Genomic DNA, 24,475 nt, shown 5'->3' on the forward strand with positions numbered 1-24,475 from the left:
TTTCACAGAACCTCATATGCAATTCTGCATACACTTTGCGGGATTACCCACATGCATATTTTACCACAGAACCGAACTTTTGTTCTAACTAATTTTGTAACGATTCAAAACTAATCATTAGTTAATATAAACGTTTCTTAATTAATCGTTTTATCCAAATATATACCATTTACTTCTTTCGTTCGCTTATAATTGTCACAGATTAAAAAGGGCGGTGAATAGTCATTGCTTAGCGAACGACTTATATACTTTCGTAAGAAAAACAAACTGACTCAAAACGACGTTGCTTACCATCTTAATGTTGTGCGTTCAACATATACCAATTGGGAAGCAGGACGATCAGAACCAGATATAGCAACTCTTATCAAGATTTCTGATCTATACAATATTAGCCTAGACAACCTAGTCGGTCGGGAATATCGTATTCCGCCGCAAATCGAGGTCATACTAGATCAAATTTCTAATTTAGATACAGAACCACAAAAGAAAGCGTTAAACCTCTTAGTGGAATATACATACTTGGTAAAAAAGTATTTTACGTAGACTTCACTCCCCTTTTTTTTACGAGTGAACATCTTTGGATATCAAGATAATACGAATCTATTTTTAAGATTCTAAAATGAAATAAGGAGCGTTGCAGCGCTTTCTATTTCAAATTAAGGATATTGTATTTGAATCAATAATATAAGAAAACTTTTCCAAAATAAAGAGGTAAAATTTTACATATTTTTACCATTTTAACCAACGAGGGCTGCAACTCTCGTTTCTTATTTTTATTCGACAAAGTACGACAAAACGGCCGTAATTAAATTTGTTATGATGTATGGAGAAATCTTATTTTATTATCAATTGTATAAAAAGGTGGTTTTAATTTGGGGCAGTTAGCATTTTTATTATTCCTTGCTGCAATTATACTTTTTGTCTTATTAATAATTGCATTATTTAGAAAGAAACCTAAGAAAAATCTTGTTATCGCAATGTTTGCCTGCTTTGTATTGTCATTAATAATCGCTCCGTCCGCTAAAGAAAGTAAAAAATCTCAACAAACTGTATCTTCTGAGGTAAAACAAGAACCCAAAAAAGAAGAAAAAAAGATTGAATCTAAAGAAAAAATATATAAGCTAAATGAAATAGTAAAAACAAAAAAAATAGAAGTAGCTCTTACTAAAGTTGAAGAAAAAACAACTGTGGGAAATCAATATATGAAAAAAGATGTTAGTGAAGGCGGAACATTCCTTGCCGTACATTACACTATGAAAAACATATCTGATAAACCTGTAAGCAGATTCTCTTTTCCGTCTGTGCGCTTAATTGATGAAAAAGATACTAAGTATGATTCTGATATTGATGCCAGTAGCAAATATGCGGTAGAAACGAAAGCGGATAATTCTAAAATAGCTAGTGATTTAAATCCAGATATCCAAGTTACAAAAACAAAAGTATTTGAAATCAGTAAGGAAAAATATAATTCTGGTAAATGGTATCTTCTTATTGATGGTAAATATAAAATCGAAATAAAATAGAATACGCCTGTGGATAACCTTACTTATCCACAAAAAAGACCGTCATTTATCTGACGGTCTTTGCTTTTACTCTTCTTTTTTCGACGAAGTTCTGATATCATAAAGTGGTAGATATATATAAATTGCAAATGTAAATTTTTCATATAAATTTCAAAAAAACAAATAGAAAAACCCCGACAAAATTTTCAAAGGTTCACGTAAGTTTGGCCGCCTACAAAACCGATGGAAATTGGAACGCGAGGTTTGTTTTCACATAGTTATTTGTTATCTCTATGATAGCATAAACTAAAAAAAATGTGAACAACAATCCTCTATTTTCCTATACCCATTTTTGGGCGGGGTGGAAATTGGAGGATTTTTTGTTATGTCAAACTTAACAGAACAAATGGAAGAACAAGAAGTAAGAGAACTTCAACGTGTAGTAATTAAAGAAGAATTAGTTGAGTTAACAGGAAAGCATTTCGAAGCAGCACTATTAAACAATTTAATCTTTTGGCACGGAATCACTGAGAAAATGGACCAAAGCCTATTAGTGCAAATTAGCCAGTTAGAAAAACGTGGGGCGAAACAAGGCACTATTAATAAAAAGAAAAAACAAATTCGTGATGGTTGGTTCTTTAAAACGGCTGATGAACTATCAGCGGAATTAATCGGTTGGGGAAGTCCTCAAAAGATTGGTAGAGCATTAAACGAGTTATCCAAAAATGGTTGGATTGAAAAAGGTAATAATCCCGATCCAAAAATGAAATGGGATAGAACAACTTGGTTAAAAGTAAATATCAATAAAATTGCTACTGATTTATTTAAAATTGGTTATGCATTAGAGGGATATTCATTAGTTCAAGAAACAGAAGAAAAGCCCAAAGCGTCTGAATCTAATAGCGCCAAAAACGCGTCGTTACGCAAATTCCATTTTGGAATATGCAAATTCCATTTTGGTAGTTCCAAATTCCAAAACGGTAGAACAATACCAGAAGGTTTACTTCAGAAAGTCACTTCATTACCTATTACTGAAGAAGAAGAAATTATAACTAACCCTGTTACTGAATCTATGATTCTTGATTTAATGAATCAAAAAATTGAAGAACGAGAGATTACAAACCAAAAAACTATTAAAGCAATTCATGATGTTGCATCTAAATGTAAAGCGATTGGATCTACAGATTTAACTGCAGCTGAAAACTACGTTATAAAAGTTGTGGAAGAAAAGATGTCTAAGCTTGGCCAGAAACAGAAAGTAAGAACAGGTAAAGCAAATGTACCAGGATCTAAATCTGTACGTAGGGAAATGGTTCCTGATTGGGTTAAAGAAGATAGAGAAGAACAAACAGAATACTCTTATACACCAGAAAAACGGGAATTAAAAAATTGGGATGATTTAACACCAGAATTTAAAAATGTAATTTTCCCATCGATTACAAAAGCAATTAACAATGATAAGGATGATGAAAGTATTTCAGCTGTATTCGGGATTGTTCTTCAAGATATTGCTGCATTACGTAAAACAATCACAGAGGAAAATCAAAAACGTTTAAATGAAATATTAAAGAAACGTAAAGAAGATTGACTACATAGAAGTAATGGCAGTATGAAATTTCACTTACCGTAATAATTTTATACTTTAATAAACTTAGCATTTAGGGGATTTTAACGAATTTTAGGGAGGACAAGCCTATGCCTTCCCTACTTCGCAACATTCATTTTTATAGATTTTGCGAGGCTGTTGCGAAGACTAACGACCTCACAGTGTAATATCCAATGACTAATCAATGATGTTTTTGTTGTTTTTGGTATATTTCATTGAATTTAGACGTAAACATCTGTTAGAATCAAAATTACCAATGACTAATCAATGGTAATGAAAGGGGAATATATATGTTATTAGGAAATCCATATGCGATTGACTTAGGAAATGGCTTTACAAAGCGTGCTTCAAAGAAAAACAAGGAACTTGAAGCGGCTGTTATCACTGAACTATCTGTATTAGCAGAGGTAGATGACTACTACAACGAAGCAAGTTTTACTAAAATTGAACTTACAAACATTGATTCTCCGTACTACATAGGAGAAGAAGCAAGAAAATCTAAATTGCCACTTGTTCGTGCGCTTGGGGAAAACAAGGCGAAGCGTTATGAGGACCCGATTTTTAAGAAACTTCTATTCGGATTTATTGCAAAAGATTTTAAAAAATCTAAACACATTACTTTACCGCTACTTGTAACAGGTCTTCCAGTATCACATTTCGGAAACCAACGTGAGACTTTAGAAAAGGTTATTACAACTGAAACGTCTATGAAGGTGAATGGAGAAATGATTACAGTAGACGTGAAAAAGTGCCTAGTGATCCCTCAACCAGTAGGTACACAATACTACCTTGTTAAAAAGAACATCATTGAGAAAGATGATCGTATCCTTATCATTGATGGTGGCTTTGGAACGTTGGATGTAACTGATATGTCGGGCAACTCCGTTATAGGTCGATTGGGTACAGAATTAGGATGTGAAAAGGCGTTCTTAAATATTGAACAAATTGTACGCGATAATATTGGTGAAACACCAGAACTAAGTGTGTCTAATATGCACTATATCCTTGAAAATAGTTATAAATATAATGGTAACTCACATAACTTGTACAAAGATGATAAGGTTTCAGAAAAAGTTGAGAGTGAGTTGAAACATCATTTTGCTTCTGTGCTTCGAGAAGTATCGCAAAAGTTCAACTTCGCAGTATATGACAAAATTATTTGGACTGGAGGAATGGCTGCATTGCATAAAGCACTTATTATTGAACAGCAAACAAAATTCCCGACGTTTGAACTATTAGAAAATGGTCAAGAAGCTAATCTACTGGGTTATTACTATTTGGGAGATGATGTCTTTGACAAACTTACAAAAGAAAAAGCTGCAAATTGAGCTTAACCCTAACAACGATAAGGTTCTTTATAACTTTGTAACTCGATTAGAGGAACAGGGAAAAGGCCAAAAAGGTTACGTAAATAAGCAGATTAAAAAGAGATTAGAAATGTACCAGGTACTTGCTGAAGTTGCAGGAGAAGAAGATCCACTTCAATTAGTTAAGAAGTTATTAATCAATATAAATACTCATGGCATACAGAACGATGAAGGAGTAGACGAAAAACCTTCTGAAAATGCTGTTGATAATGCTATGGATTTGATTAATAACATCAATAATGGTACCTGGTAAATAATTATTTAAAGAAAATACCACTCCTCCCTCTCTCTCAACGCTTTTTCATGGAATGATGGAATTTTGGAAAAGTGGCCCTGAGATAAAAAAGAGGGAAGGAGTGATTTTTCGAAAGAGGGGAGCTACATGAGTGTAATCAACCCTATGTTTGAACCTCGAAAACAATCTACTACAATAACAAACCAACAACCTCGTAAAACTCGATCAGATAAAAAGAAAGATATAAAAATTCCAGTAAATGAAATTCAACGACAGTTAATAAGATCCTCAGCCTTTAAGGAAGGAATAACCACTACACAATATATGTCCAAATTAATTACAGAACATCTCAGAATCGATTATATAAGCCAAATTCATGCGTATGAATATAAAGACACCAAAAAATACATTCACGCGAAATTGGAGCAAAAAACGCACTCTCAGCTTGTCCAATTAGCTATTGAATGGGGAGTGTCACAACGAGCTGCAGCAACACGTATTTTATGCTTTGCATTACGCACCATGTAAGGAGTGACCGCATGTATAGTAAATACGATGTTATGACGAAAGAAATTAAACTTATGAGCGCTAGTAACTGGTGGGAGCGAACAAAAATTGAGTGGAAATTAAAAGAGAAATATCGCTTTGAAGTAAAGATGTTAAAAATCTACTTATTTCGAATGAATATAATTATTGAAGATATGGAAGAGGAAGATTACGAATGTACGGCAAGTGATTTAGCTGAAATTCTTGTCGAGGACTTCCTGGAACATATAAGGTCCAAGAATAGCATGGAGCAGCTATACCAAATTCTAGAGAGCAAAAAACACTATACGGATTTTGATTTGGAGTTTAATGAAAATGATGATCGATACGGTACACTTTCTGTAAAAATTGATAGACGTACCTTAAGACGGATTGAAGTGTTTTTTTCGGATATGGCCCATAGTTACCCTATGCACGGATATACAGCTGATAAACTAATCAATATCCTCATGTGCGATTACATGAAATATTATGCTGAAGAGCCTGGAAAGAAACTATCCTTATTGAAAAGACGTTTTTCGTAAAATATTGTCGCTCATGCACCATTTTTAGGCCCCTATTTTTAGGGGTTTATTTTTTGTGAAATTGGACATTACTGTGAATAACAATTTTCATAGGGAGTGAGAATGGTGTGGAGATTTCGTTCCAAAAGAACACCACTAGGAAGATTTTTAGATAAACATAGGATCGAACAAGAATGGCTAGTAAGAAAATCTGGATTGGGAAGAAATACTGTAGGGGATTTAGCTAATAATCCGGACAGATCACCAACACGAAAAACAATGCAGAAGATATTGAAGGTGTTAAGAGAATTTGATTCAAGGGTTAAAGCGGATGATTTTTGGGATATGTAAAGGAGGATTAATACTTTGAAGAATGAATTGAAATTTACTGATATTATGATTAAAGATATGGAATCTCGTGTAGATGCCTTATCGGAAATGCAAGAACATACTGAAAAAGAACTCAAGACACTTGAAAGAAAAGAATATTACGCAAGAGGACTAAACCAAGGTTATCTAAACTGTCATACATCTGAAATTGAATATTTACAAGAAAAAATAAAATATTTACGTAGTATATAAAGAGAGGTTCCCGAAGTATGGGGAACCTCTCTTTTATTTACTTTACATACACATAGGCTTCATTTGCTGTTACATAGTATGTTTTACCTTTGCTATTGTGTACTTTATATTGCGGTGAACCATCTACATTTACTTTCGCATCAATTGTAAATCCTAATCCTGTATCTACAGAACCAGCCACATCTTTATCCTGCCAAGATGGAGCATCATAGAAACGTAGATTGTTAACTTTTGAAACAACACGCTTTCCAACAATAGAAGAATCTACTGTGCTTTTCTTATTAAACTTCACATAAGATGGATCGTTCTTAATCCACTGATCTCCACCAAGATTTAACCAACCATCCTTTTCCGCCCACACAATATAAGATTCTGGTTTGTTTAGTTGACGAATTTTAGAATAGCTTGTACCTGGTCCTTTACGTAAGTTAACGTTGTAACCTTCAATATAGGCGATACCGTCTGTTACTGCTGTTGGTACTTCCGATGGTTTAGATGGCTTCTCAGGAACAGAAACATCCACACTAGAATTATTGTATGCTCGTTGTACATCTGCTCTAAATTGAGCTTCTGAAACGCCATGAGACTTTAAGTAATCATTTGGATCTTCATGATCCGTACCGCCAAGGTAATGAGTTACATCGCTATGTGTCCACAATCCTTTTTCTACAGATAACCCACGGTCACGTAATATTTTAGCTAGTAACTTAACGTATTTGTCATAGCTTCGTTTGAATTTTGCATAGTCCGCTGTTTCGCATAACTCTACATGTACAAATCGTTTATTAGCAGCAGGACCGCCACCATAAGCGATGTATTTTGTATCAGCAATTTGGATCGTTTCGTCCCAATCGACTGCATAGTGAACAAATGCATTTCTCCATGTACGAGACTCATATTTTTGAATGTTAATAGCTGGAGCTTCTGGAGTTGCTGTAGAATGCGCTACAACGCCCTCATAAGCACCTACACCATAACGGTATGGTTGTTTCGGTAAATCAGGAATAATAAGTGTTCGATCAGCAAAAGCACTTGTAGCAAAAGAAACAGAAAGTACTAGAATCATAAGTAACGAGGTAATATGTTTCATTGTCTTTTTCATTTAGCATCAACATCCTTTTTCATAATTTTTGTATGGTCAAATAATCCACTTGCTGATAGTCCAATGATGATTCCCTGGAATACATTTGTTTTGATATCTCCGCCCATAAATAAAACGCCTAGCATAATGCCAAGCGTTAAATTTAGTAACGGAACATATTTTGTTTGTAATCCAATTGTTTTTCCAATCTGTGAAAGACCTACTACAATTCCAATCATTACAGTAATTTCAAACATTACATACCACCTCCTTTCAAAAAGAAAGTGAGAGCTGCTCCAACAATTCCACCGACAATAAGTCGTAAAATCCAGGTAGTATTGGCGCTGATTTTATCTAACTGCTTGTTGATATTATCAATATCTTTCTCGTTACCTGTTGTTCGTATTTCTAACCCTTTAATCTCTAAACGAATGTCCTTGATCTCTTGCTTAATTTCTTGAACATCGTTTCTTACATCTTGTAACCCTTCCATTTGGACCACCTCATTTCAAAATAAAAAGAGAGACATCTATTTGTCCCTCTGTTCTTATAAAAGCCGTATTTTATGCAAAATAAAAAACAGCTTATGGCTGCTTTGGTTCCTCATTTATTAATTGTTGTACTAATACCTTTAATTTAGCAATTTCAGCTTTCATTGAAACTTTCTCAAGTTTTTCTGCTTCAAGTTGTTCTTTAAGAGCATGAACTTCCTGCTTCAACATACCGTGGTCAAATTGAAGATTTTTAACTTTAAAGTCAACTTCTTGTATTCCTTGAATAGAAATTGCAACCGAGCTATAAAGTGTTACAGCGTCTTTCTGTGGTGTGGTGAATACATCGTCAGATTCCTCCGCAATCATACCGTAATTAATTGGAAGTGTAATAGACTCCCCTGACTCGAAGCGTTCAACATCTCTTATAAAGTGATACTGTTTGATGTTTACAGAGTTGATTTTATCTAAAGCAGAGAATGGAAGGTCTTCTATGTCCGTTTTAAGCTTACGAGAAGAATTAGGGATAAATTCTTGCGCCCACATACGCCCTGTAGCGCTAATATTCTCTTGCGCTCGTAATGTTCTTAATTCTATATCTTTCCATCCCTTACCCATCATATCTTTAATCTGCAAGCCATTGTTATAACCTTGTACAAAACTTGACCTTATCATTGCATTACCCATAATTAAATCATGATCGGTGGCGCCGTTTACGAAATGTATTTTATAGTCACTGCCTTTTCTTTTGAAAGTAAACTGCCCCGCATTATTTGTAAAAATATGTGGTTCAGTTGTAGTTACAGAGAAGTAACCATATCCTGGAGCCCATCCTTCAGATTCAAAGATAATATCATTCAAGTTTTGAAAACGAAATTGTCCATCTGAATATACACTCAGATGTCCACCGTCATTATGCATTTGAATATAGTTTGACCAAATATTAGTTCCTTCTGCATTTTCTCCTTTAGAAATCCCAAATTTTGCATATGCTTTAGAAGGTTGATCGACTCCATTAATTCGCGGCATGACTTGATAAATATAAAACGATCCTGTACCCCTGTATTTAATATTGTCAGAACCAAGGACGAGTGAAGGTTGAATACTTCCATCATTTGTTTCCATAAATCCTATATAACCACGCGGCGTATCTGCATCGAAAATCTTCATGTTTTGTTTATTTATTTCAACAAATCTGTTTCCACTCGTTTTAAGTGTTACTCCTTCTAAAACTTTTCCTTTGATATGTTCAGCTGTTACATATCCTATAAGGTTGATTCTGCTCGCTTGGATTTGAATTTGCTCAGCTGATTGATTAATCTGCGATATAACATCGCCTTTTTTAACCCTAGAATTAATATTTTGATTTGTTAAACTAAAAGCCGCTTCCATTTCCAAAACATAAGCAAATTTTTTGTCGGCATCCGTCTTTGAGTACACTTCAGTTGCTTTAGCACGAAAACCTATTTCTTCGGTATTTTGATCGATACTTGTTTGCATTTTTTTGGTTACTGTATCAAAATCACTTTTGGCAATCTTATCTGCCACTAAATCCACCAGTTCTTTATAGTTGGTAATGTCTTTTGGGTTTGGCATGTATACAGATGGTTCTTTTCCTTGCTGTAGCTGCGGTTGAGATACCCACATTGTACCATTACGTCGTACCCATATATCTCCTTGCAAACGAGTTATAGGAACGTCAGGAGCTTTAATAGTTACACTAACTAGTACCCATGAGCCATTAATCAATAAATCTTTTATTTCAGTTTGCGCGAAACCTAATGCAGTTGAGCCATTAAAGAATTGAAGCTTAACGCATGCCCCCTGGTCTAATAAGTTTTTATCTACTACATAAACCCATGTAGACAATACGTAGTCACCGCTATTTTGTGAGGCTCCAATACTTTGAGCAATACCCGTCCAGCTATTTGCTGCAACCCCCGCATTTGCAATTCTGACCGAGTTATAACCGTCATGGCGTCTGTCTGTTACTGGTGTTACTGTAGCACCTGATACAACCCCAGCTACTGTCCATTTATCGGTACTAGCAACCTCATTTGTTATATTGCCATTAGCATCAACTGTTTTTTTCTTAAACTCTGTATTGAAGAATTGATTTGTACTACCAAGTGCTCCTACATAAGCTTGCATTTGCTTTTCTGAAATCTTTGAACTTAATGAGTCTTTGGTTTGTGTAATTTCATTCTTGTTTTCTTGAATGAGCTTTCCGTGCTCTGTTTGTTTTTCTGTTAAAGCTGTAATGGTTTGAGAATTCGAAGTCGAGGTTTGTTCAACTCGATTCAACGTTGTTTGCATTGTACTTTGTTCTTTTTTTACTGCTGAGATTGTTTGAGAGTTTGTATTTACTGTTTGCTGAATTTCATTAGTTGTTTGGGTAAAGTCTGCTTTAGAAGTAACTTCATCGTTAGAAAGTTGCCATGTAGTTCGTATGTTACCTTCTTCAAATTTTGCATGGTGTGAGTTTAAATTCCCATCAATATTACGCCCAGAATAGTAGAATTTAATTTGAGTTACGTCTTTGTCTTTTGTTCTGAATGTAACTGATAGTGGCTCGTCTTTATAATCCACATTAATCTTTAATTGTGAGTCTGCGCGTACAGATTTCCATTCTTGCTCTCCATCTGCATACGTTATTGCTGTTTCAACACCAAACCAAGTATTTGAATTAAATTTTGTCATTTTTCCAGTAAACAAAAATGAGATAGTAAAAGTTTTATTTCTATAGTTGACCTTATCCGATAAAGTCATTTGTTTACCTTCTGACCAAGTTCCAGTTACGTTCTGTTTATTTAACCCTGTTTCTGAACCGCTAGCTAAATTGATTGAACCTACAGAAATGTTATTTACAGTAGTTTTTAATTCTGTAATGGTGTTAGTGTTAGTTTCGGCGGTCTGTTTAGCGGTATTAGCAGTTTGACTTACTAGTTTAAGATTATCGTTTAGAGTTGTTATCTCCGTTTTCTCTGCTTTATTTTTAATTTCTTCAGCTGTGCGTTCAGCAGTCGTTTTTGTTTCATTTAATACTTTTATATCACCTTTACGGTTTGTTTCGTACACTTGCTTTCCAATAAGATTTTCGTCTACCCAATCTTTTGTATAAACACCTTCTTTATTGGCCTTTCCTTCAAGTTGCTGATTTAACCAAGTCTTATCAGGTATATCTTCAATTGTCTCTTTTAAAGTATCAATTTCTGTTTGTGCATTCTTTATATCTTTTTGTAATGGTCCTGTATCCGGAACAACCGACTCCCAAGTTGTACCTGTCCATATTTTTAAAATACCAGGTTTACCGTTGCTGATATCGCGCCAAAGCGTTTTGTTTGGTTTAAGATCAGTGGTTGGTGGTTCCTTACCTTCTATGATATTAACCATATTCGTTTCGATATTTTCTTTTAATTTTTCAGAGATGTCTTTTGCTGATTTTGAATCTTTAACAGCTTGTTCAGATTCTTTTTTTGCTTGTTTAGCCAACTCATCAAGCTGCTTTACTAATTCGTTATTAGCTTTTCCGTCTAACCAAGCACGCAGTTTGTTATATAGTTTTCGTGATTCCTCATTCGGATCTATAATTTCTCGATAGTCACCAAATACGTATTTATCTTTTGATGGATCTTTAAAAGATTCATCTCCGGCAATAACACGAGCTTCTAAATATAATTTAGGTGTAAATCCTTCATCTTTTATATGAACTGTATCACCTTCATTGACTTGCTCATGCTCTAGTCCGTATATACGCCCTATAGATTGCGCTTCTACTTCGTATGAAACAAATGTATTTATACGTTTTTTCATTTCTATTTTCATAAGCGTCATGAGACGTTCCGGCGTCATATCTTCTCGCTCTGTTTCAGGAGAATAGAATCCGAATTTATGCTTTCCTTTGGAATTCCACCGTTGGAAAGCACCTTCATCTACGATGTATGGCAAACCTTTATTTATGCTCTCTACAGTAATTATAGAATCGCCTTCACCGTGTACAAACCCAACTAATGCTGTACATATGTTCCTTGAATGCTCAATCCGTTTGATACCAACTAAATCTTTTGCGAGTTCTATTTCCTTTCCTAAATCGTCCCCGCGTCGCTTTATCATATCGACATACCAACCAACGATTTGAGAACCTACAATTTCTACACGATATTCAATTTCTAAATCAAATAAAGCTGCAATTTTCTTTAGACATTCTAATGGACTAATAAACTCCTCGATTGTGAGAGTATGGAATCCAGAGTATTCTGTTTTCCCTCGCTTCCACTTCATTCCTACAAGAGCTATATCCATCATTTTATCTACGGTTTCACTTTCGATTCGCTGTGGTTTTATAAATCCTTCCTGCGCGATTTGAACCCAAGCTCCAGAAGCGCTTATTTTTAGCGATCTGTCTTTCGAATCTTTTTCTGCCTCATTATTAATTACATAAGGAACCATTCGGCCATTCCGGACTTCTTTAATGATTAAATTCTGCTGTTGTAAAGCAATTGCTTGTTCGGTACCGTCAAATACTTTGAATTCTAGTATATCTACATTATTTTTAAGTTCCCAATGACGGTTATCTTCCCAATAATTTTCAGGTTGTAAAACAGAAATAATTTCATCTGTTTGAAAATCAACGATGTGTAATTCTCCACTAGGTGTCCTCATTTATATCTCTCCCTAAATGATATATTCGCATTCACATCGGGAGGCATTATTTCGATTCTATTTTCTCCTGGAATTACTTTTGGGAATGAACTAAACATATCTTTAAATTTAGCAGCACTTGCACCGTTTATAGTTACATGGCCACGAGCAGTATCGATAACGATTTTATCTCCTGCATCAAAAATATATGGCTTGGAATTTTTGGGTACATTGTTCACTTTCCATATTTTTAAATCATCTATTTGCATTGTATAAACAGGAGTATTTCTATCCCATCGACAAATTGCAATCATAACTTGTGCAACTTTACGGCCTGTCATGGGGTTTCCTACTTCATCGATCCAACGCTCAACAAGTGAGGCATCATCTATTTCTGTTCCATCTCGAAATCTTGCTACATAAACGGACCATTCTTTGCCTCTCCTTGCAATACGAAGTCGCCCGTAAAATTGATTAAATGTATTAGGATACGAACCACTTGTGTCTACGAGTAGGCGTCTACTTCCAGGCACTGCATTATCGCCAAGCGTCATATGTGCCTTAGTAATTTCAGCATACCAATATAAATCGTTCATATTAATCTGCGCTACCATATTACCTGTTTCATCAAGAAGAATGATTTCCACACGCCCCATTTGATCTGCATTTTTAGATTGTAAATGTACCCAGGCTTCTAATTCAAAATCTTGTATTGGACCGCCAGGGATATTTTTTTTTGCAAGGCCACCATGAAAACCTGCTGTTCCTTCTGGTCCATAATACGGACAGTAAATTCCTGTTCCATCTTTTACTTTAAGTTCTCCTGTGCCTTTCATGTCGTCAAACATTCCAGTAATAGGAGTCCATCCAATAGTAGTAGACATATCATCCCACATTACACGTTCCCGCTCTTGTACGAGCTTTTCTTCGATTGTTTGAGGATAACCAATTTGGAAATAGTTACGATCATTAGGATATTCACCATACCATACAGATAAAAAAGTACTTGGTTTTGAAGCTACAATTTCAATTAAAGGTGGAGTTTCCTCGCTCCCTTTGTTCGTAAAATTTGAAGTGATTGCTGCAGTTGCATCTCGACTAAAAGGAAACTTCTTAACTGCGCCGAGTTTGTATGGCATCGGACAAATAAACGTAATTACACCTTTACCACGATTGATTAGTTCTTCAGCATCAAATGTTCCATCTATAACGGCTAAATAAGTGCGATCTGGTTCATCATCAAAAATTAGCTCACATTCTTTTTTTGTAACTAACCAGTTCGCTAAATCCTCTTTGACTTTTTGTAAATCAGCAATGTCTTGCGCTTTAACAATAAGAGGCACATCAATTTGACGTGCCTCTACATCTGTATTCAATAATCTGGCCCCTGGATATCCTGGAGTATATAAAAGATTACGTTTAACAGGTGCCCAAGCAGGTCTTTTACGACCTCTAGGCATTAAAATATAGTCTCTTCTTTGGTTATTGAATGTAAAACTTTGGTATTTACCCATGAGCACCCTCCTTAAAACTGATCTTTCTTTTCTTTTTCTCTTCTTTGTATTTCTGTTGTATATGGCGTCGTAATTTCAGCCACTGATTTACCATCCATTAAAGCGGTTAAATGAACAGTTAAATTGCCCTCTCTATCACCCGATGGGGTACCTCCGCTGAATGCGCCACCAAATTGCTGAGCAAATCGGTTAAATACTGCATCTGCAAACGGGTCCATACGACGACCAACAAGTGGTACTGCTGCTTCTGGACCAGCTTCACCGATACCAATGATAGATGCTTTATTGAAGAAACCACCATTAGCATGCCATTCGATACTAGGAGTGGAAGGTGGCATTAAACTAAAATTACCCACAATCCTAGGCTGTGGTAATCTTGGGAGTTTAGGAAGTGTTATATCAGGGAGTTTTAGTTTAAAGTCAAACATGCTCTTAATCTTATCGATCCATCCACTTACAGTCTCACGGGCATCTTTAAATCCATCATCCAGTCCCTCTTTAAATTCTTTTAGAACTTTTATAGCAGCACCAAATAACGGGATTTTTTCGAGTAGATTTAAAACTGCTTTCCCGATAGTATCTGCAGTAATTTCAGCATTCTTTTGTTCTCCAGCCATACCATTTATGAAGCGTTTTAATAACTCACGGCCAACAGCTAAAGCAATAATGCCAGCTGCTGCTAAAAGAGCAGTAAATGCATCAACAATGATTTCACCTAATTTATCAATAATCTCTGGTTTCTTCTCTTCAAATCCTTGTTTCATTTCATCCATTGATTTTTTAGCTGCATTTTTCACTTCTGGTTTCGAGGATAAATTATTAAACCAATTTCCGATTTCAGCCCACCATTTTTCAAGGTTTTCGCCCCAATTAGCAGCAGTTTCATCAAACCAAGCAGAAATAGAATTCCACCATGCTTCTAATTGATCCCATGTACGATCAGGAAGGGTAGTCCACCATGCAACGATAGAGTTCCACCATTTCTCAAGGTTATCACCCCAACGTGTAGTTGTTTCATCAAACCAAGTGGCGATAGAGTTCCACCATAGTTCTAATTTTTCCCACATGCGATCAGGAAGAGTAGTCCACCAAGTGGAAATAGAATTCCACCATTTTTCAAGGTTTTCGCCCCATCTAGTGGTTGTTTGGTCGAACCAAGTGGAAATACTGGTCCACCATAGTTCAAGCTGCTCCCACATGCGATCAGGAAGGGTAGTCCACCATGTGACAATAGAATTCCACCATTTTTCAAGGTTTTCGCCCCATCTAGTGGTTGTTTGGTCGAACCAAGTAGAAATGCTAGTCCACCATAGTTCAAGTTGCTCCCACATACGATCAGGAAGGGTAGTCCACCATGCAGCTATAGAGTTCCACCATTTTTCAAGATTTTCACCCCATAAGGTAACAGTTTCATCAAACCAAGTAGAAATTACTGTTCCCCATTCACTAAGTTTAGTTCTTAGTTTTTCTGGAATAGAAGAAAACCATGTAGACATTGCTTCCCAAAGTTGATTATAAAAAATGATGTTTTGTTCATTTTGTTCGTCGAACCACTGGGAGATTGCATCTTTCCAACCAACCAGTTTAGATTTTATTTTTTCTGGAATGGAATCAAACCAGTTAGACATTTCAGTCCACCAAGTATCTAAATCTTTCTTGATGTCACTGGCTTTACTAGTAAACCAATTTGAAATTTCCGTTTTCCAAGTATCTAATTGTTTTTTTGCTTTTCCAGGAAGTTCATTAAAGAATGTTTCAATTGACTTGCCCCAATCGTTCAATAATGACTTTGTATTACTAGGAAGATTCTTAAAGAATTTAATTGTATCGTTATACCATTTTTCTACAAGTTTAGCTGCTTTTTCTAAAGGGTCTGTAATACTATCTGGTAAGGCTAACCAACCTAACTTAAATAAAGTTTTTAAAGAAGACATTCCTATGTTTGTAAGTGCTTTTAAGATTTCGAAAGCACCTTCAAAAATAGTTTGCACGCCTTCCCATGCACTTTTCCAGTCACCTGTAAAAATTGCAGTAAATGTTTTTATGAAGCCACCTATCATCTTGAAAAATCCACCTAGTGCATCACCAAGTGAAGAGAATATATTTTTTGCGTGTTCTGCTAAAATTGGTATAGCATCTTTTACATACTGTATTAAAGAATCTAAAATATCTTGAATTTGCTCAACTGCTTTTAAGAAGTTATCTATATCTTTACTAGAGAAACCAAGTGACTCAAGAAGTTTAGTAGCTTGTACTTTATCACCTTTAAAAGCAGCGAAAAGTGCATCAATATATTTTTTGGCTGTTTCCGCGCCTTTTTGTAGTACGTCGTATAGTTTTGTAGCTTCTTTCTTAATTGTAGAAATGCTACTAATGATACTTTTTGTAGCTTCTGGAGAGAATCCAAGTCTTTCTAATATAGAAGCAGCTTTACCTTCATTACCATTCCAAATAGCAGCAATTGCACTTGCGAATTCTTTAACTTTCAAAATAACAGAAGTAAGAATTTCAATGATTCCTGTTAAGACATTTATTACGATTGTCAGTTCTTTCATCCATATAGTGGTCATGAGTTTAATAGCCGGGATAAGGATCTTCATAAGTAAATCTATAATCTTACCTATTGAATCACCTAGCCCCTTCCAAAAGCTTTGTGTGCTATTGCCTTCGCTGCCAACTAGTACATTTATCATTTTAAGAAATGCTTGCCATAATTCTTCTAATTTAGGAATAATAGGTTCTATTGCTCCTAAGATGGTTGATTTTATATCATTCCATCCGTTTATTATGGAATCACGGAAAATTTCCGAGTGTTTCGATAACTTCATAATAGTTCCACCCAAAATAACTAAAGCACCTGCTACAATAGAAGCCATACCTGCAACTCTAAGGAATCCTAATACACCTTGACTTATAACCATCCATAATTGAGCAAAAGCAACCTTCATACCCGATGCTCTACCTATACCTATTGCCATTGGAGAAAGTAACAATGTCATGGCTGTAAATAAGTATGCAAACATACCGATAAGCTTTACAATGTCGGGATTCAATTCATTTATCTTATTTATAAATTCACCGACCTTTGTACCTGCATCTACTACTACAGCAGCAACTTCACCCCAAATTTCTACAAATGGAGCAAGTGCCTCCGCCCAGGTCGCTTTAAATCTTTCCCAAGCGATACCGAGTGGTTTTAGCGAATCTTGCAATGCTTTAATCTGCGCTTCTGCAGCAATTCGCATGTCATTTAGTTCATCTTTTGTAGCGACGTTTGCTAAATGGACTTTTTTCCTCCATGTTTCCACGTACTCAGATAACTCCTGATCAGTCATATTATTTAGTGCGTGTATCTCACCAGCAGCTTCTGGCCCCATCTCCCTAAGTCCTTGTACAAATTCTTTCGGAGCCCGATTAGCTAACTTTGCTAAGTCACTAACCCAAGTTTCCATATATTTAACTTGCCCCTGAAGATTCTCCATTAATTCTTTCTTATCAAACGCTTTTCTTTCGACTTTTTTAAATATGTCAACAAAGTTATATATTTCATCTACACGCTTTTGATAAGCCTTAATGTATTCAGCAGAAATCTCATCCTGCTGTTTTCTGACTTCGGCAGGATCTGGTCCGTGAGCTGCTTTGGCCATAATTACAGTGAATCCAGTTAATACAATGCCAGCAGCTAATGCTAGTTGTTGCATTCGCATAATACCAGTATTGATTAAACGAACACGATCAAGTAAATCTTTCATGCTGGCATTAGGACCAAGTTGTTGCAATGCAATGTTTGCTGCAGAGCCTTGTCTTGCCATTCGTTCTAATCTATCGCCAACTTGAAGAAAAGCTCTGTCAATACGTTGTATCCGACTAGTATCACCTAAGGCATCCATCATTTTTTGAGATTGTGTTTTCATAGCGTTCATATGATCTATAGATCGCATGAAGCTAGGGCGCATTCTCTCCATTGCTATAGCTGCTGTATTAGCTGCATTTGCAGTATGGATACCCAATTGGTCTAACATACTTGTATAAGCTCTTCCACCTTGAGCAGCTGCACGCATAGCTCTATCTACTTGCTGCATTTGTCGCTCAAGTTGTCGCATACCTTCATTGTATGAAGCCATATCTCCTGCATCTCGTAATTGCTCTAGACGCTGTCTCGTCTGCACTACATGTTCGTTAAAATGACGCATTTGTTGTTGTGCATCTTCTGTTGAGACTCGCACTCTTCCGTCACGTGAAAGGCCCATAATGGCTAATTGAGTTGTTCTAGTTGTATCTCCAAGTTCTTGAATTGCTCTTGCAGCAGCTTTACCACTGCTTGTAGCACTCATCATCCGGTTTAATGGAACTTGCGACCTTATAGCAGCATCAGCTAGTTGATCCAGGGACTCTGTTCCAACCATACCCATACGTTGTATTTCGAAACGTGTACGAATTAAGTCATCGCGGAAAGGTCTAAGGTGTTCTGGTAAGTTTTGAATCGGACGCGCTACACTTCGTGCCATACGTCTCATTTGGTATTCTAATTGTCGCTCAGGACTAAACCGACTTAATCGGTTCTCCATGCGGTTCATTTCTTGATCTAAAATTTCAGAGGGACTAAAAGAGCGCATTCCGCGTTCAATCCCCTCCATAGGGTTAAAATCACGCATTCTTCGCTGTGCTCTTCTCCCAGAACCTTCTACAAAATCAAAAAATCTCTCGTACGTCCTTCTGGCTTGTCTATCATCTGCAGTAATGTCTATTGTAGAACGTCCTGCATTTCCCATGTATTTTCCTCCTTTCCTCAAAAATAAAGAAGCCTAAGCGTTTTGCTCAGGCTTCCACCATGTTCCTTGTTTGAACTGGCTATTTTGTTTTTCTTTTGGTGACTCTACATTTGCAGCAACAGCATCTTCATAAGTAGGAGGAAGAATACTTTCGAAATTTTTCCCTTGATTGAGTAATTGGTCCATAAATAACAACAAGCTTTGGAATTGACCGTATACATTTTCTTTATAATCGGCATACTGTTGTTTTAACGCATCATCGAATTTTCGTTTTGACCATTCGGGAGTATGTTCCAGTACATATTCCTCAGTATAAGAATAGTGTCGTGCAACAAAACTTATAGAGTCGATGAATTGTTTACTAAAGGTGTTGATGATTTTTCTAAATTTGTCAGCATCGTTTGCTCTGAAAAATTCTCTCCAGCTTGGATATCTTCCATTTCCACTTTCGGGAACCATTGATCCAGAAGTGTTTTGAAGTCCGGCAGCTCTTTCTTGAACATTTTCTGTACTAGCTGACGGACTTGAGTAAAAGTTTTACCAAGATTGGTTTTATCTGCATATTCAATTAAGATTTCTAATGTATCATTTGGATCTAGATTCAAAGCTTCTTTATCAGTCATTTCAAGTAAAATTGATAAAATCCGAATTAATTGTTCTTCTTTTAGGGATTCCAAAATAAGAGCAAAACGTTCGAAACCTCCTAAAGTATCATCTAGTAAAATTTCACGTGCTTGGTCATACATACGAATACCATCTATCCCGATAAATTTCACAATACGAATAATTTTAAAATTCGAAAGTTTAGGAAGCTGCAGTTCCTTTCCGTTTGTCAATGTTACTACTCCAATATGTTTATCAGTGTCAATAGAATTTAAAATGTGTTCCATAGTATTATTCCTCCTTAGATATCGCTAATTAGCGTACTTCTTCAATTTCGTAATAAACGTTTTCGTTATCTGCAATACCTTCTACAGCAAACGCCTGTAAACCGAGTGGTAAAACACGCTTCGCTTTACTGAAAGTTTGTGTCTTTTCATCACCACTTACCTTGCATTTACGGAATACGGCCATATATAAACTGCCATCTTTCTTTTGGCTAATATTAGCTAACATGATTTCTGGGACGTTACCTACTGCACCATAACCAATACGTTTACTTCCCAAAGATTTTACAGGGTATACTTTTGTTCCTGTCGGTTGCGCTTTTTTTACTGGTTCTGCTAGGTAGATAGAGTTTCCAGAAATTTTATTGATTTTTATTACTTCAGTACCGATTTTTAAATATCCACCTTCTTTAAAGTCAGCACCAGGGGCAGCTGCAAATGTCACGATAGTACCATTTACTCCAACTTCTCCACTTGAATCCACACTCGTTCCTAATTCTGGTGGCGTTTCAATAATCGGGCTACCGATCAAGGCAAGTTGTCGATTTTCTACGGTATTTTCAGCTAATTGAGTGTTAATATTGTGAGTCCAGTTTGTAATTTCTGTATCAATTGCACCTTTTACTTGGTCAACTTCGAATTCTTCTGTTTCAAATCCGCGTGTAACTTCAATTCCTTCTGTTGTTGCTCCTACGTCTTTCCAAGAAGCTTTTAATTCGAATGTAGATGTATCCATTACATCTGCAATCTTTGTTGGTGCAGGAGTACCATAAGGCACCCACACTAAACGACCTGCTCCACCGATGATATTACTTGCATTTACTTTATATAAGTTACTCATTATTTAGCCACCTCTCTGAAATTCCAAGAAGGAGCAGCAAGTAATAATTCTGCTTCTTCTTTTGTAATTGTTTGATTCTTACCATTACCGATTTCTAATAGTTGTCCTGGCATGATATCTAAATCATCACGCAATCTATAAAATAAAGCCCCGTTACCTTCAACGGGACCTTCACATAAAATCTGTTTTGTTGTCTTTTTTTCGGTCAATTCATTCACCCCTATGCTTCCAAGTGCTCTAAGCGCATGTAGCACCAACCTTGGAATTTATTTGTTTCTGCATCGTATGCAGGTGTAGGATTACCCTCTTTTTCACACCATTCAACCTGCAGCCCTGTAATGGACGAAGTGTGACGTTCTAATATATTTGTAGCATTTATTAATACATTCATAGCTTCGATATCATCTTTTTCAGAGCGTGAGGTTACTTGTAATCTTGTAAAACCTCTACCTCCTGCTACCTTCACGCAAATCGACGGATATTCTGCCTTTAAAGGGAATGTATTACCATAACATTTAACGTCAAATATTTTAAAGAAACGCACAATATGAGGGATTGGATCAACGTAATCAGTCAAATATATCCCTCCTATTCTAAAATTAATCGAACTTGTGTTTTAGCTACCTGCTGCATACGTGGTTCTGCTCTATCTAATGCTCTGGCCATAATGTTATATCTGTTTTCTAAATGAGAAGCGTAAGAAACGTCTGAACCGATTTCTAGGTTTGTTTTAGTTTCACTTTCTGTCAACTCATGAACAACATCTGCCTCAGTAGCATCACGCTCACCCTTACCGCTCTTATTGGTGTAAGGAATGTTGGTTAAATAACCGATAGAGTTGATGTAAAGAGACGTATCGATATGATTGTCCTCTTGTGTTACTTCTTTAGCTTCATCGGCCCATACCATCCCAGCTGCTTCAACCGCCTTTTGACGGGCTTCTTGTAGCTTCCCTGGTATTTGTCTAGCGAATTGGCGCGCTTGTGGATCTAACCTTACATTGATGTTAATCCCCATTTAATCACGCTCCTTTTTTAACTCCACTTCATAATGATGGAGTCTAATCTTGCTATATTCACGAGATAATTTCTTAACTCCATATACACCAGGTAGTAGAATGTTATCTTGTTTATCTCGTATATCCTTTATCTGCATGGTTTCTTCGATTTCTTGAGAAGCAGCCAAATAAAGAATTGGCTGGATGATAATATCAACACTGTTATCATTTTTTGTCACTCGTTTTTCTATTTGATCAAAGCGACAATGAACATCTGGTATATCCTCCTGCCCATATATATCTCGGCCATAATCATCTTGGCCAATAATAACGTTCTGTTTTATCAAAGTGCAGCGATGGACTAGCAAGCTTTCAAATCTCATCGTTTCACCCTCGATGGTCCAGATACACCAAAAAAATTGAAGCCAGTAATAGTATTATTTGCCCGTAACGAGTCGAGAATTAAATCTAATTCTTTAATTCCTGTTCTATTTGCTCCGAATTTCATTTCATCTGCAGTATTCCCACCTAATGCATCGCGAAGTGTATAAGAGTAGTTACCTATTTTCTCGCTAGATGCTGTGCTCAACTGCGCCTCTTTCATTTCCGGATGGTCTTGGTACCAAAGATACTCAACGAGCAATACGGTAGCAGTAAGGAGGTCTGAGAGTGTCTGTTTATTCGTCTCATTTTCGAATGTACGTTTCACTTCTCTATGAATCCATGAAGCAGCACGGTCTATATATAACTGTATTTTTTCATCAGGAAGAGAAGAAACCTCTATAAAAGAGGTCCTTTCTTTTACATCTGCAGGAGAAGCATACATATTACTTCACCTCAACGATAAAACCATATTCAATTCTATCTAATAACGTTTTTGATGGTGCTGCAGGTAGTTCTTTTTCTTGATTTCCAGCCAAAGTAAAAGACCCTTCCGCATAGCATTCTGCATACTGTGTGTTAGGGTCCTTCAATTTGTATTTGGCTGTCTCTGGAAAAACTTTTTCCTCTCGCAATTGCTTCTGTAAATCTTCTAATTGAGGAACTGTATAGTTATCATCTAACTGTTTTGGATCCAAAGAAGGATTTTCTTTAACAATATCTGCGATTAAATCTTTTTTGGCCATATCTTAGCCCTCCTTATTAGCGAGCTTGGTCAAGCGTTAGAATCATACGTGCATTTGGATCATATGGTACGAAATCAGAAGTAACCGTTCCATACGAACCATCTACCTGCGTTTTAACGCTGCGTTCACTTTCAACAGAGAATGGTTTGTATTGATATTCAGCTAACGCGAATTTAGTATCCACTAACATAATACGACCATCTGGAACATCTTCTGAAATAAATGGCGTAGTTTTTAGAACGCCAGGCATATCCCCGTTCTTTAATTCATTTAAGAATATCAAATTACCGTTTGCCTCTTTTTGCGTTGCCCACTGTTCCGCAGTTTTTAAATTCATAACACTACGATTATAAGTAAATCCATACTTTTGATAAGCGTGTTGCGTTGCATACCAAATATCAGAAATCTTCCAATCATTCGCAGTTTTAACACCTATTGTAGGTGCTACATCAGTACCATCTTTGAAATAACCATTGAATAAGCGATGGATCGCAAGCTTTTCATCCGTACGAGCAATTTGCATACCACGTTTACGTAAATGTAAAGCGAGCATATCAAATTTCATTGATTTCGCCTCGTCAGTAATCTCAATTCCGTTACCACGTTTATACACATAGATTGTGTGGTCTGTATCTAGCTTAATTGTTACAACTGGAATTGGAGCACCTTGTCCAACGAAGCTTAAATCTAAATCATCGTTATCTTTATTTTCAAGTGTGTAGTATTGATAAGCCATTTGATCCATAGGAATTACTTGGCCAACTAATTCAGAAGCACGACCAGCTGCAAGATATCCTTCACGGAAACCATCTTCTAATACTGCATTAAATAGTGGTTTTGTATTGTCATTTTGATACAAAGCACGTACTTCTTGAGAGCCTATATCGTTAATTCCTAAGGCACGAATAGCATCTTTTAACGTAACACCTTGTTCATCAAGATAAGAGCGGAAAGTAGCAGAACTATTTTTGCTAATTAAATCTCCTGCTTGTCCTGCAATACGTCCGTTTTTAGCAGATGCTTCTCTAATTGCAGTTGTTAAATCAGAGCCGTTTGCTAGTTCAATTACTTCACCACGGCTATTTTTAATTTTGTGTTTAAAGTTCATGTGAAATCCTCCTTTAAGGTAGTAAAACTTCTACTGTTTTTTTCGTGCTGTTAACTAAATAAACATATGATCCATTTGCTGCAGCTGCCTTTTTAACTCCACCATTACCATCAGCAGCGACTGGATCACCAATAGCAATTGAGCCACTGTAAGGGAATTCTGCATTGCGTGAATAACCATATACATGTACCCCTAAAGGAGCATCTTTAGATGTAACTGTATGCTTTGCAGTCATGACAATTGCATCATCAGCAGCTGCTTTCTTGGCATGATACGCTCCTGTAGTAGCAAACTTTAAAGGTGTACCTGCTTTAACAGGATTTTCTGAAGTTGCATCTTGTGCGAATACAGTGAGTGATAAACCATAACTATCTGGTACAATACCGCCTACTTTGTTAAACATTACTTATTACCTCCTTCATATCGTTCTGAAACAATTACATCGTCTTCTGGATCTGCTCCACCAGGTCCAGGTAGTGGATCTCCATTTGTTTGACGACCACCATTGAAGCGCTCTTTGGCCATTGCTTCATAAGTATCAATTTCTTCTTTAACAAAATCTAAGTCAGCAGCACGAACTAACATTTGACGATATTTTTCAGCATCAAATTTGTCACCTTGTGCTCTTGTACGTGACTCAACAGCTTTATTTACCATATCAGCAGCATAAGTACG

At 36.3% G+C, this 24,475-nt stretch carries 27 protein-coding genes; 9 read left to right on the forward strand and 18 right to left on the reverse strand.

What is annotated here, in order from left to right; all coding sequences use genetic code 11:
• Positions 1–225 precede the first annotated feature (225 nt).
• The 9 genes from RT27_RS22450 (at position 226) to RT27_RS22490 (ending at position 6,341) form a co-directional block, all read left to right on the forward strand.
• Positions 226–543 carry a helix-turn-helix transcriptional regulator gene (locus RT27_RS22450; RefSeq protein WP_000947852.1) on the forward strand — a complete coding sequence of 106 codons (318 nt, stop codon included), beginning with the start codon at positions 226–228 and terminating at the stop codon, positions 541–543.
• Between the two features lie 329 nt (positions 544–872).
• Positions 873–1,523, forward strand: a complete 651-nt coding sequence (locus RT27_RS22455; RefSeq protein WP_052497687.1) for a DUF4352 domain-containing protein — start codon at positions 873–875, stop codon at positions 1,521–1,523.
• A gap of 364 nt (positions 1,524–1,887) precedes the next feature.
• Positions 1,888–3,090 (forward strand): hypothetical protein, encoded by a 1,203-nt coding sequence (locus RT27_RS22460; protein ID WP_043937611.1) that lies wholly within the window; start codon positions 1,888–1,890, stop codon positions 3,088–3,090.
• 308 nt (positions 3,091–3,398) lie between these two features.
• Entirely contained in the window at positions 3,399–4,436 is a 1,038-nt protein-coding gene (locus tag RT27_RS22465; RefSeq protein ID WP_043937613.1) for a ParM/StbA family protein, read from the forward strand.
• Positions 4,396–4,728, forward strand: a complete 333-nt coding sequence (locus tag RT27_RS22470; protein ID WP_043937615.1) for a hypothetical protein — start codon at positions 4,396–4,398, stop codon at positions 4,726–4,728. Before RT27_RS22465 ends, RT27_RS22470 begins: the two co-directional genes overlap by 41 nt.
• Before the next feature lie 129 nt (positions 4,729–4,857).
• A complete protein-coding gene (locus RT27_RS22475) occupies positions 4,858–5,238 on the forward strand; it encodes a hypothetical protein (protein ID WP_043937617.1) in 381 nt (126 codons plus the stop codon).
• 11 nt (positions 5,239–5,249) lie between these two features.
• Positions 5,250–5,780: a hypothetical protein gene (locus RT27_RS22480; RefSeq protein WP_043937619.1), complete on the forward strand. Its 531-nt coding sequence runs from the start codon at positions 5,250–5,252 to the stop codon at positions 5,778–5,780.
• A 102-nt stretch (positions 5,781–5,882) separates the two neighbouring features.
• On the forward strand, positions 5,883–6,110 hold the full coding sequence (locus RT27_RS22485; protein WP_000262283.1) for a hypothetical protein: 228 nt from the start codon (positions 5,883–5,885) through the stop codon (positions 6,108–6,110).
• Between the two features lie 15 nt (positions 6,111–6,125).
• Positions 6,126–6,341, forward strand: coding sequence for a hypothetical protein (locus tag RT27_RS22490; RefSeq protein WP_043937620.1), 216 nt, complete (start codon positions 6,126–6,128; stop codon positions 6,339–6,341).
• A gap of 37 nt (positions 6,342–6,378) precedes the next feature.
• Here the strand turns inward: RT27_RS22490 and RT27_RS22495 are convergent, their stop codons facing one another.
• From RT27_RS22495 to RT27_RS35340, 18 genes are all read right to left on the reverse strand, one after another.
• Entirely contained in the window at positions 6,379–7,443 is a 1,065-nt protein-coding gene (locus tag RT27_RS22495) for an N-acetylmuramoyl-L-alanine amidase (RefSeq protein WP_043937622.1), read from the reverse strand.
• A complete protein-coding gene (locus tag RT27_RS22500; protein ID WP_000461723.1) occupies positions 7,440–7,679 on the reverse strand; it encodes a hypothetical protein in 240 nt (79 codons plus the stop codon). The genes RT27_RS22495 and RT27_RS22500 overlap by 4 nt, the downstream gene beginning before the upstream one ends.
• Positions 7,679–7,915: a hemolysin XhlA family protein gene (locus RT27_RS22505; RefSeq protein WP_000398730.1), complete on the reverse strand. Its 237-nt coding sequence runs from the start codon at positions 7,913–7,915 to the stop codon at positions 7,679–7,681. The genes RT27_RS22500 and RT27_RS22505 overlap by 1 nt, the downstream gene beginning before the upstream one ends.
• 91 nt (positions 7,916–8,006) lie before the next feature.
• Entirely contained in the window at positions 8,007–12,575 is a 4,569-nt protein-coding gene (locus tag RT27_RS22510) for a phage tail spike protein (RefSeq protein ID WP_043937623.1), read from the reverse strand.
• A complete protein-coding gene (locus RT27_RS22515) occupies positions 12,572–14,068 on the reverse strand; it encodes a distal tail protein Dit (RefSeq protein ID WP_043937624.1) in 1,497 nt (498 codons plus the stop codon). Before RT27_RS22515 ends, RT27_RS22510 begins: the two co-directional genes overlap by 4 nt.
• 11 nt (positions 14,069–14,079) lie before the next feature.
• Positions 14,080–18,840 (reverse strand): hypothetical protein, encoded by a 4,761-nt coding sequence (locus tag RT27_RS32490; RefSeq protein ID WP_052497683.1) that lies wholly within the window; start codon positions 18,838–18,840, stop codon positions 14,080–14,082.
• Positions 18,841–18,873: 33 nt separating this feature from the next.
• Positions 18,874–19,026, reverse strand: a complete 153-nt coding sequence (locus RT27_RS34875; protein ID WP_002198412.1) for a hypothetical protein — start codon at positions 19,024–19,026, stop codon at positions 18,874–18,876.
• A gap of 152 nt (positions 19,027–19,178) precedes the next feature.
• Positions 19,179–19,730: a hypothetical protein gene (locus RT27_RS22525; protein WP_043937625.1), complete on the reverse strand. Its 552-nt coding sequence runs from the start codon at positions 19,728–19,730 to the stop codon at positions 19,179–19,181.
• Positions 19,731–19,758: 28 nt separating this feature from the next.
• The gene (locus RT27_RS22530) at positions 19,759–20,568 is read right to left on the reverse strand and encodes a hypothetical protein (protein WP_043937626.1); all 810 of its coding nucleotides are present in this window, start codon (positions 20,566–20,568) and stop codon (positions 19,759–19,761) included.
• Entirely contained in the window at positions 20,568–20,786 is a 219-nt protein-coding gene (locus RT27_RS22535; RefSeq protein ID WP_052497684.1) for a hypothetical protein, read from the reverse strand. The genes RT27_RS22530 and RT27_RS22535 overlap by 1 nt, the downstream gene beginning before the upstream one ends.
• A 2-nt stretch (positions 20,787–20,788) precedes the next feature.
• Positions 20,789–21,145, reverse strand: coding sequence for a hypothetical protein (locus tag RT27_RS22540; RefSeq protein WP_043937628.1), 357 nt, complete (start codon positions 21,143–21,145; stop codon positions 20,789–20,791).
• An 11-nt stretch (positions 21,146–21,156) separates the two neighbouring features.
• Positions 21,157–21,585 (reverse strand): hypothetical protein, encoded by a 429-nt coding sequence (locus tag RT27_RS22545; RefSeq protein WP_043937629.1) that lies wholly within the window; start codon positions 21,583–21,585, stop codon positions 21,157–21,159.
• On the reverse strand, positions 21,586–21,948 hold the full coding sequence (locus RT27_RS22550) for a hypothetical protein (protein ID WP_043937630.1): 363 nt from the start codon (positions 21,946–21,948) through the stop codon (positions 21,586–21,588).
• Positions 21,945–22,391 carry a DUF3199 family protein gene (locus tag RT27_RS22555; protein WP_043937631.1) on the reverse strand — a complete coding sequence of 149 codons (447 nt, stop codon included), beginning with the start codon at positions 22,389–22,391 and terminating at the stop codon, positions 21,945–21,947. Before RT27_RS22555 ends, RT27_RS22550 begins: the two co-directional genes overlap by 4 nt.
• A gap of 1 nt (position 22,392) precedes the next feature.
• Entirely contained in the window at positions 22,393–22,692 is a 300-nt protein-coding gene (locus RT27_RS22560) for a hypothetical protein (protein ID WP_043937632.1), read from the reverse strand.
• Positions 22,693–22,708: 16 nt separating this feature from the next.
• Positions 22,709–23,800 (reverse strand): hypothetical protein, encoded by a 1,092-nt coding sequence (locus tag RT27_RS22565; RefSeq protein WP_043937633.1) that lies wholly within the window; start codon positions 23,798–23,800, stop codon positions 22,709–22,711.
• Positions 23,801–23,813: 13 nt separating this feature from the next.
• Positions 23,814–24,203 (reverse strand): hypothetical protein, encoded by a 390-nt coding sequence (locus tag RT27_RS22570; protein ID WP_043937634.1) that lies wholly within the window; start codon positions 24,201–24,203, stop codon positions 23,814–23,816.
• The coding region (locus RT27_RS35340; protein ID WP_197080468.1) for a hypothetical protein at positions 24,203–24,475 on the reverse strand (273 nt) is incomplete at its 5' end. The genes RT27_RS35340 and RT27_RS22570, both read right to left, overlap by 1 nt.

Source organism: Bacillus sp. L_1B0_5, assembly GCF_000836715.1.
In the GTDB taxonomy this organism is placed as follows: domain Bacteria; phylum Bacillota; class Bacilli; order Bacillales; family Bacillaceae_G; genus Bacillus_A; species Bacillus_A thuringiensis_S.

Excerpts from the sequence above, each read along its gene's own strand:
- RT27_RS22460 (WP_043937611.1), top strand. The coding sequence starts at position 1,888 with ATGTCAAACTTAACAGAACAAATGGAAGAACAAGAAGTAAGAGAACTT.
- RT27_RS22465 (WP_043937613.1), top strand. The coding sequence starts at position 3,399 with ATGTTATTAGGAAATCCATATGCGATTGACTTAGGAAATGGCTTTACA.
- RT27_RS22470 (WP_043937615.1), top strand. The coding sequence starts at position 4,396 with ATGTCTTTGACAAACTTACAAAAGAAAAAGCTGCAAATTGAGCTTAAC.
- RT27_RS22475 (WP_043937617.1), top strand. The coding sequence starts at position 4,858 with ATGAGTGTAATCAACCCTATGTTTGAACCTCGAAAACAATCTACTACA.
- RT27_RS22480 (WP_043937619.1), top strand. The coding sequence starts at position 5,250 with ATGTATAGTAAATACGATGTTATGACGAAAGAAATTAAACTTATGAGC.
- RT27_RS22485 (WP_000262283.1), top strand. The coding sequence starts at position 5,883 with ATGGTGTGGAGATTTCGTTCCAAAAGAACACCACTAGGAAGATTTTTA.
- RT27_RS22495 (WP_043937622.1), bottom strand. The coding sequence starts at position 7,443 with ATGAAAAAGACAATGAAACATATTACCTCGTTACTTATGATTCTAGTA.
- RT27_RS22500 (WP_000461723.1), bottom strand. The coding sequence starts at position 7,679 with ATGTTTGAAATTACTGTAATGATTGGAATTGTAGTAGGTCTTTCACAG.
- RT27_RS22505 (WP_000398730.1), bottom strand. The coding sequence starts at position 7,915 with ATGGAAGGGTTACAAGATGTAAGAAACGATGTTCAAGAAATTAAGCAA.
- RT27_RS22510 (WP_043937623.1), bottom strand. The coding sequence starts at position 12,575 with ATGAGGACACCTAGTGGAGAATTACACATCGTTGATTTTCAAACAGAT.
- RT27_RS22515 (WP_043937624.1), bottom strand. The coding sequence starts at position 14,068 with ATGGGTAAATACCAAAGTTTTACATTCAATAACCAAAGAAGAGACTAT.
- RT27_RS32490 (WP_052497683.1), bottom strand. The coding sequence starts at position 18,840 with ATGGGAAATGCAGGACGTTCTACAATAGACATTACTGCAGATGATAGA.
- RT27_RS34875 (WP_002198412.1), bottom strand. The coding sequence starts at position 19,026 with ATGGACCAATTACTCAATCAAGGGAAAAATTTCGAAAGTATTCTTCCT.
- RT27_RS22525 (WP_043937625.1), bottom strand. The coding sequence starts at position 19,730 with ATGGAACACATTTTAAATTCTATTGACACTGATAAACATATTGGAGTA.
- RT27_RS22530 (WP_043937626.1), bottom strand. The coding sequence starts at position 20,568 with ATGAGTAACTTATATAAAGTAAATGCAAGTAATATCATCGGTGGAGCA.
- RT27_RS22545 (WP_043937629.1), bottom strand. The coding sequence starts at position 21,585 with ATGGGGATTAACATCAATGTAAGGTTAGATCCACAAGCGCGCCAATTC.
- RT27_RS22550 (WP_043937630.1), bottom strand. The coding sequence starts at position 21,948 with ATGAGATTTGAAAGCTTGCTAGTCCATCGCTGCACTTTGATAAAACAG.
- RT27_RS22555 (WP_043937631.1), bottom strand. The coding sequence starts at position 22,391 with ATGTATGCTTCTCCTGCAGATGTAAAAGAAAGGACCTCTTTTATAGAG.
- RT27_RS22560 (WP_043937632.1), bottom strand. The coding sequence starts at position 22,692 with ATGGCCAAAAAAGATTTAATCGCAGATATTGTTAAAGAAAATCCTTCT.
- RT27_RS22565 (WP_043937633.1), bottom strand. The coding sequence starts at position 23,800 with ATGAACTTTAAACACAAAATTAAAAATAGCCGTGGTGAAGTAATTGAA.
- RT27_RS22570 (WP_043937634.1), bottom strand. The coding sequence starts at position 24,203 with ATGTTTAACAAAGTAGGCGGTATTGTACCAGATAGTTATGGTTTATCA.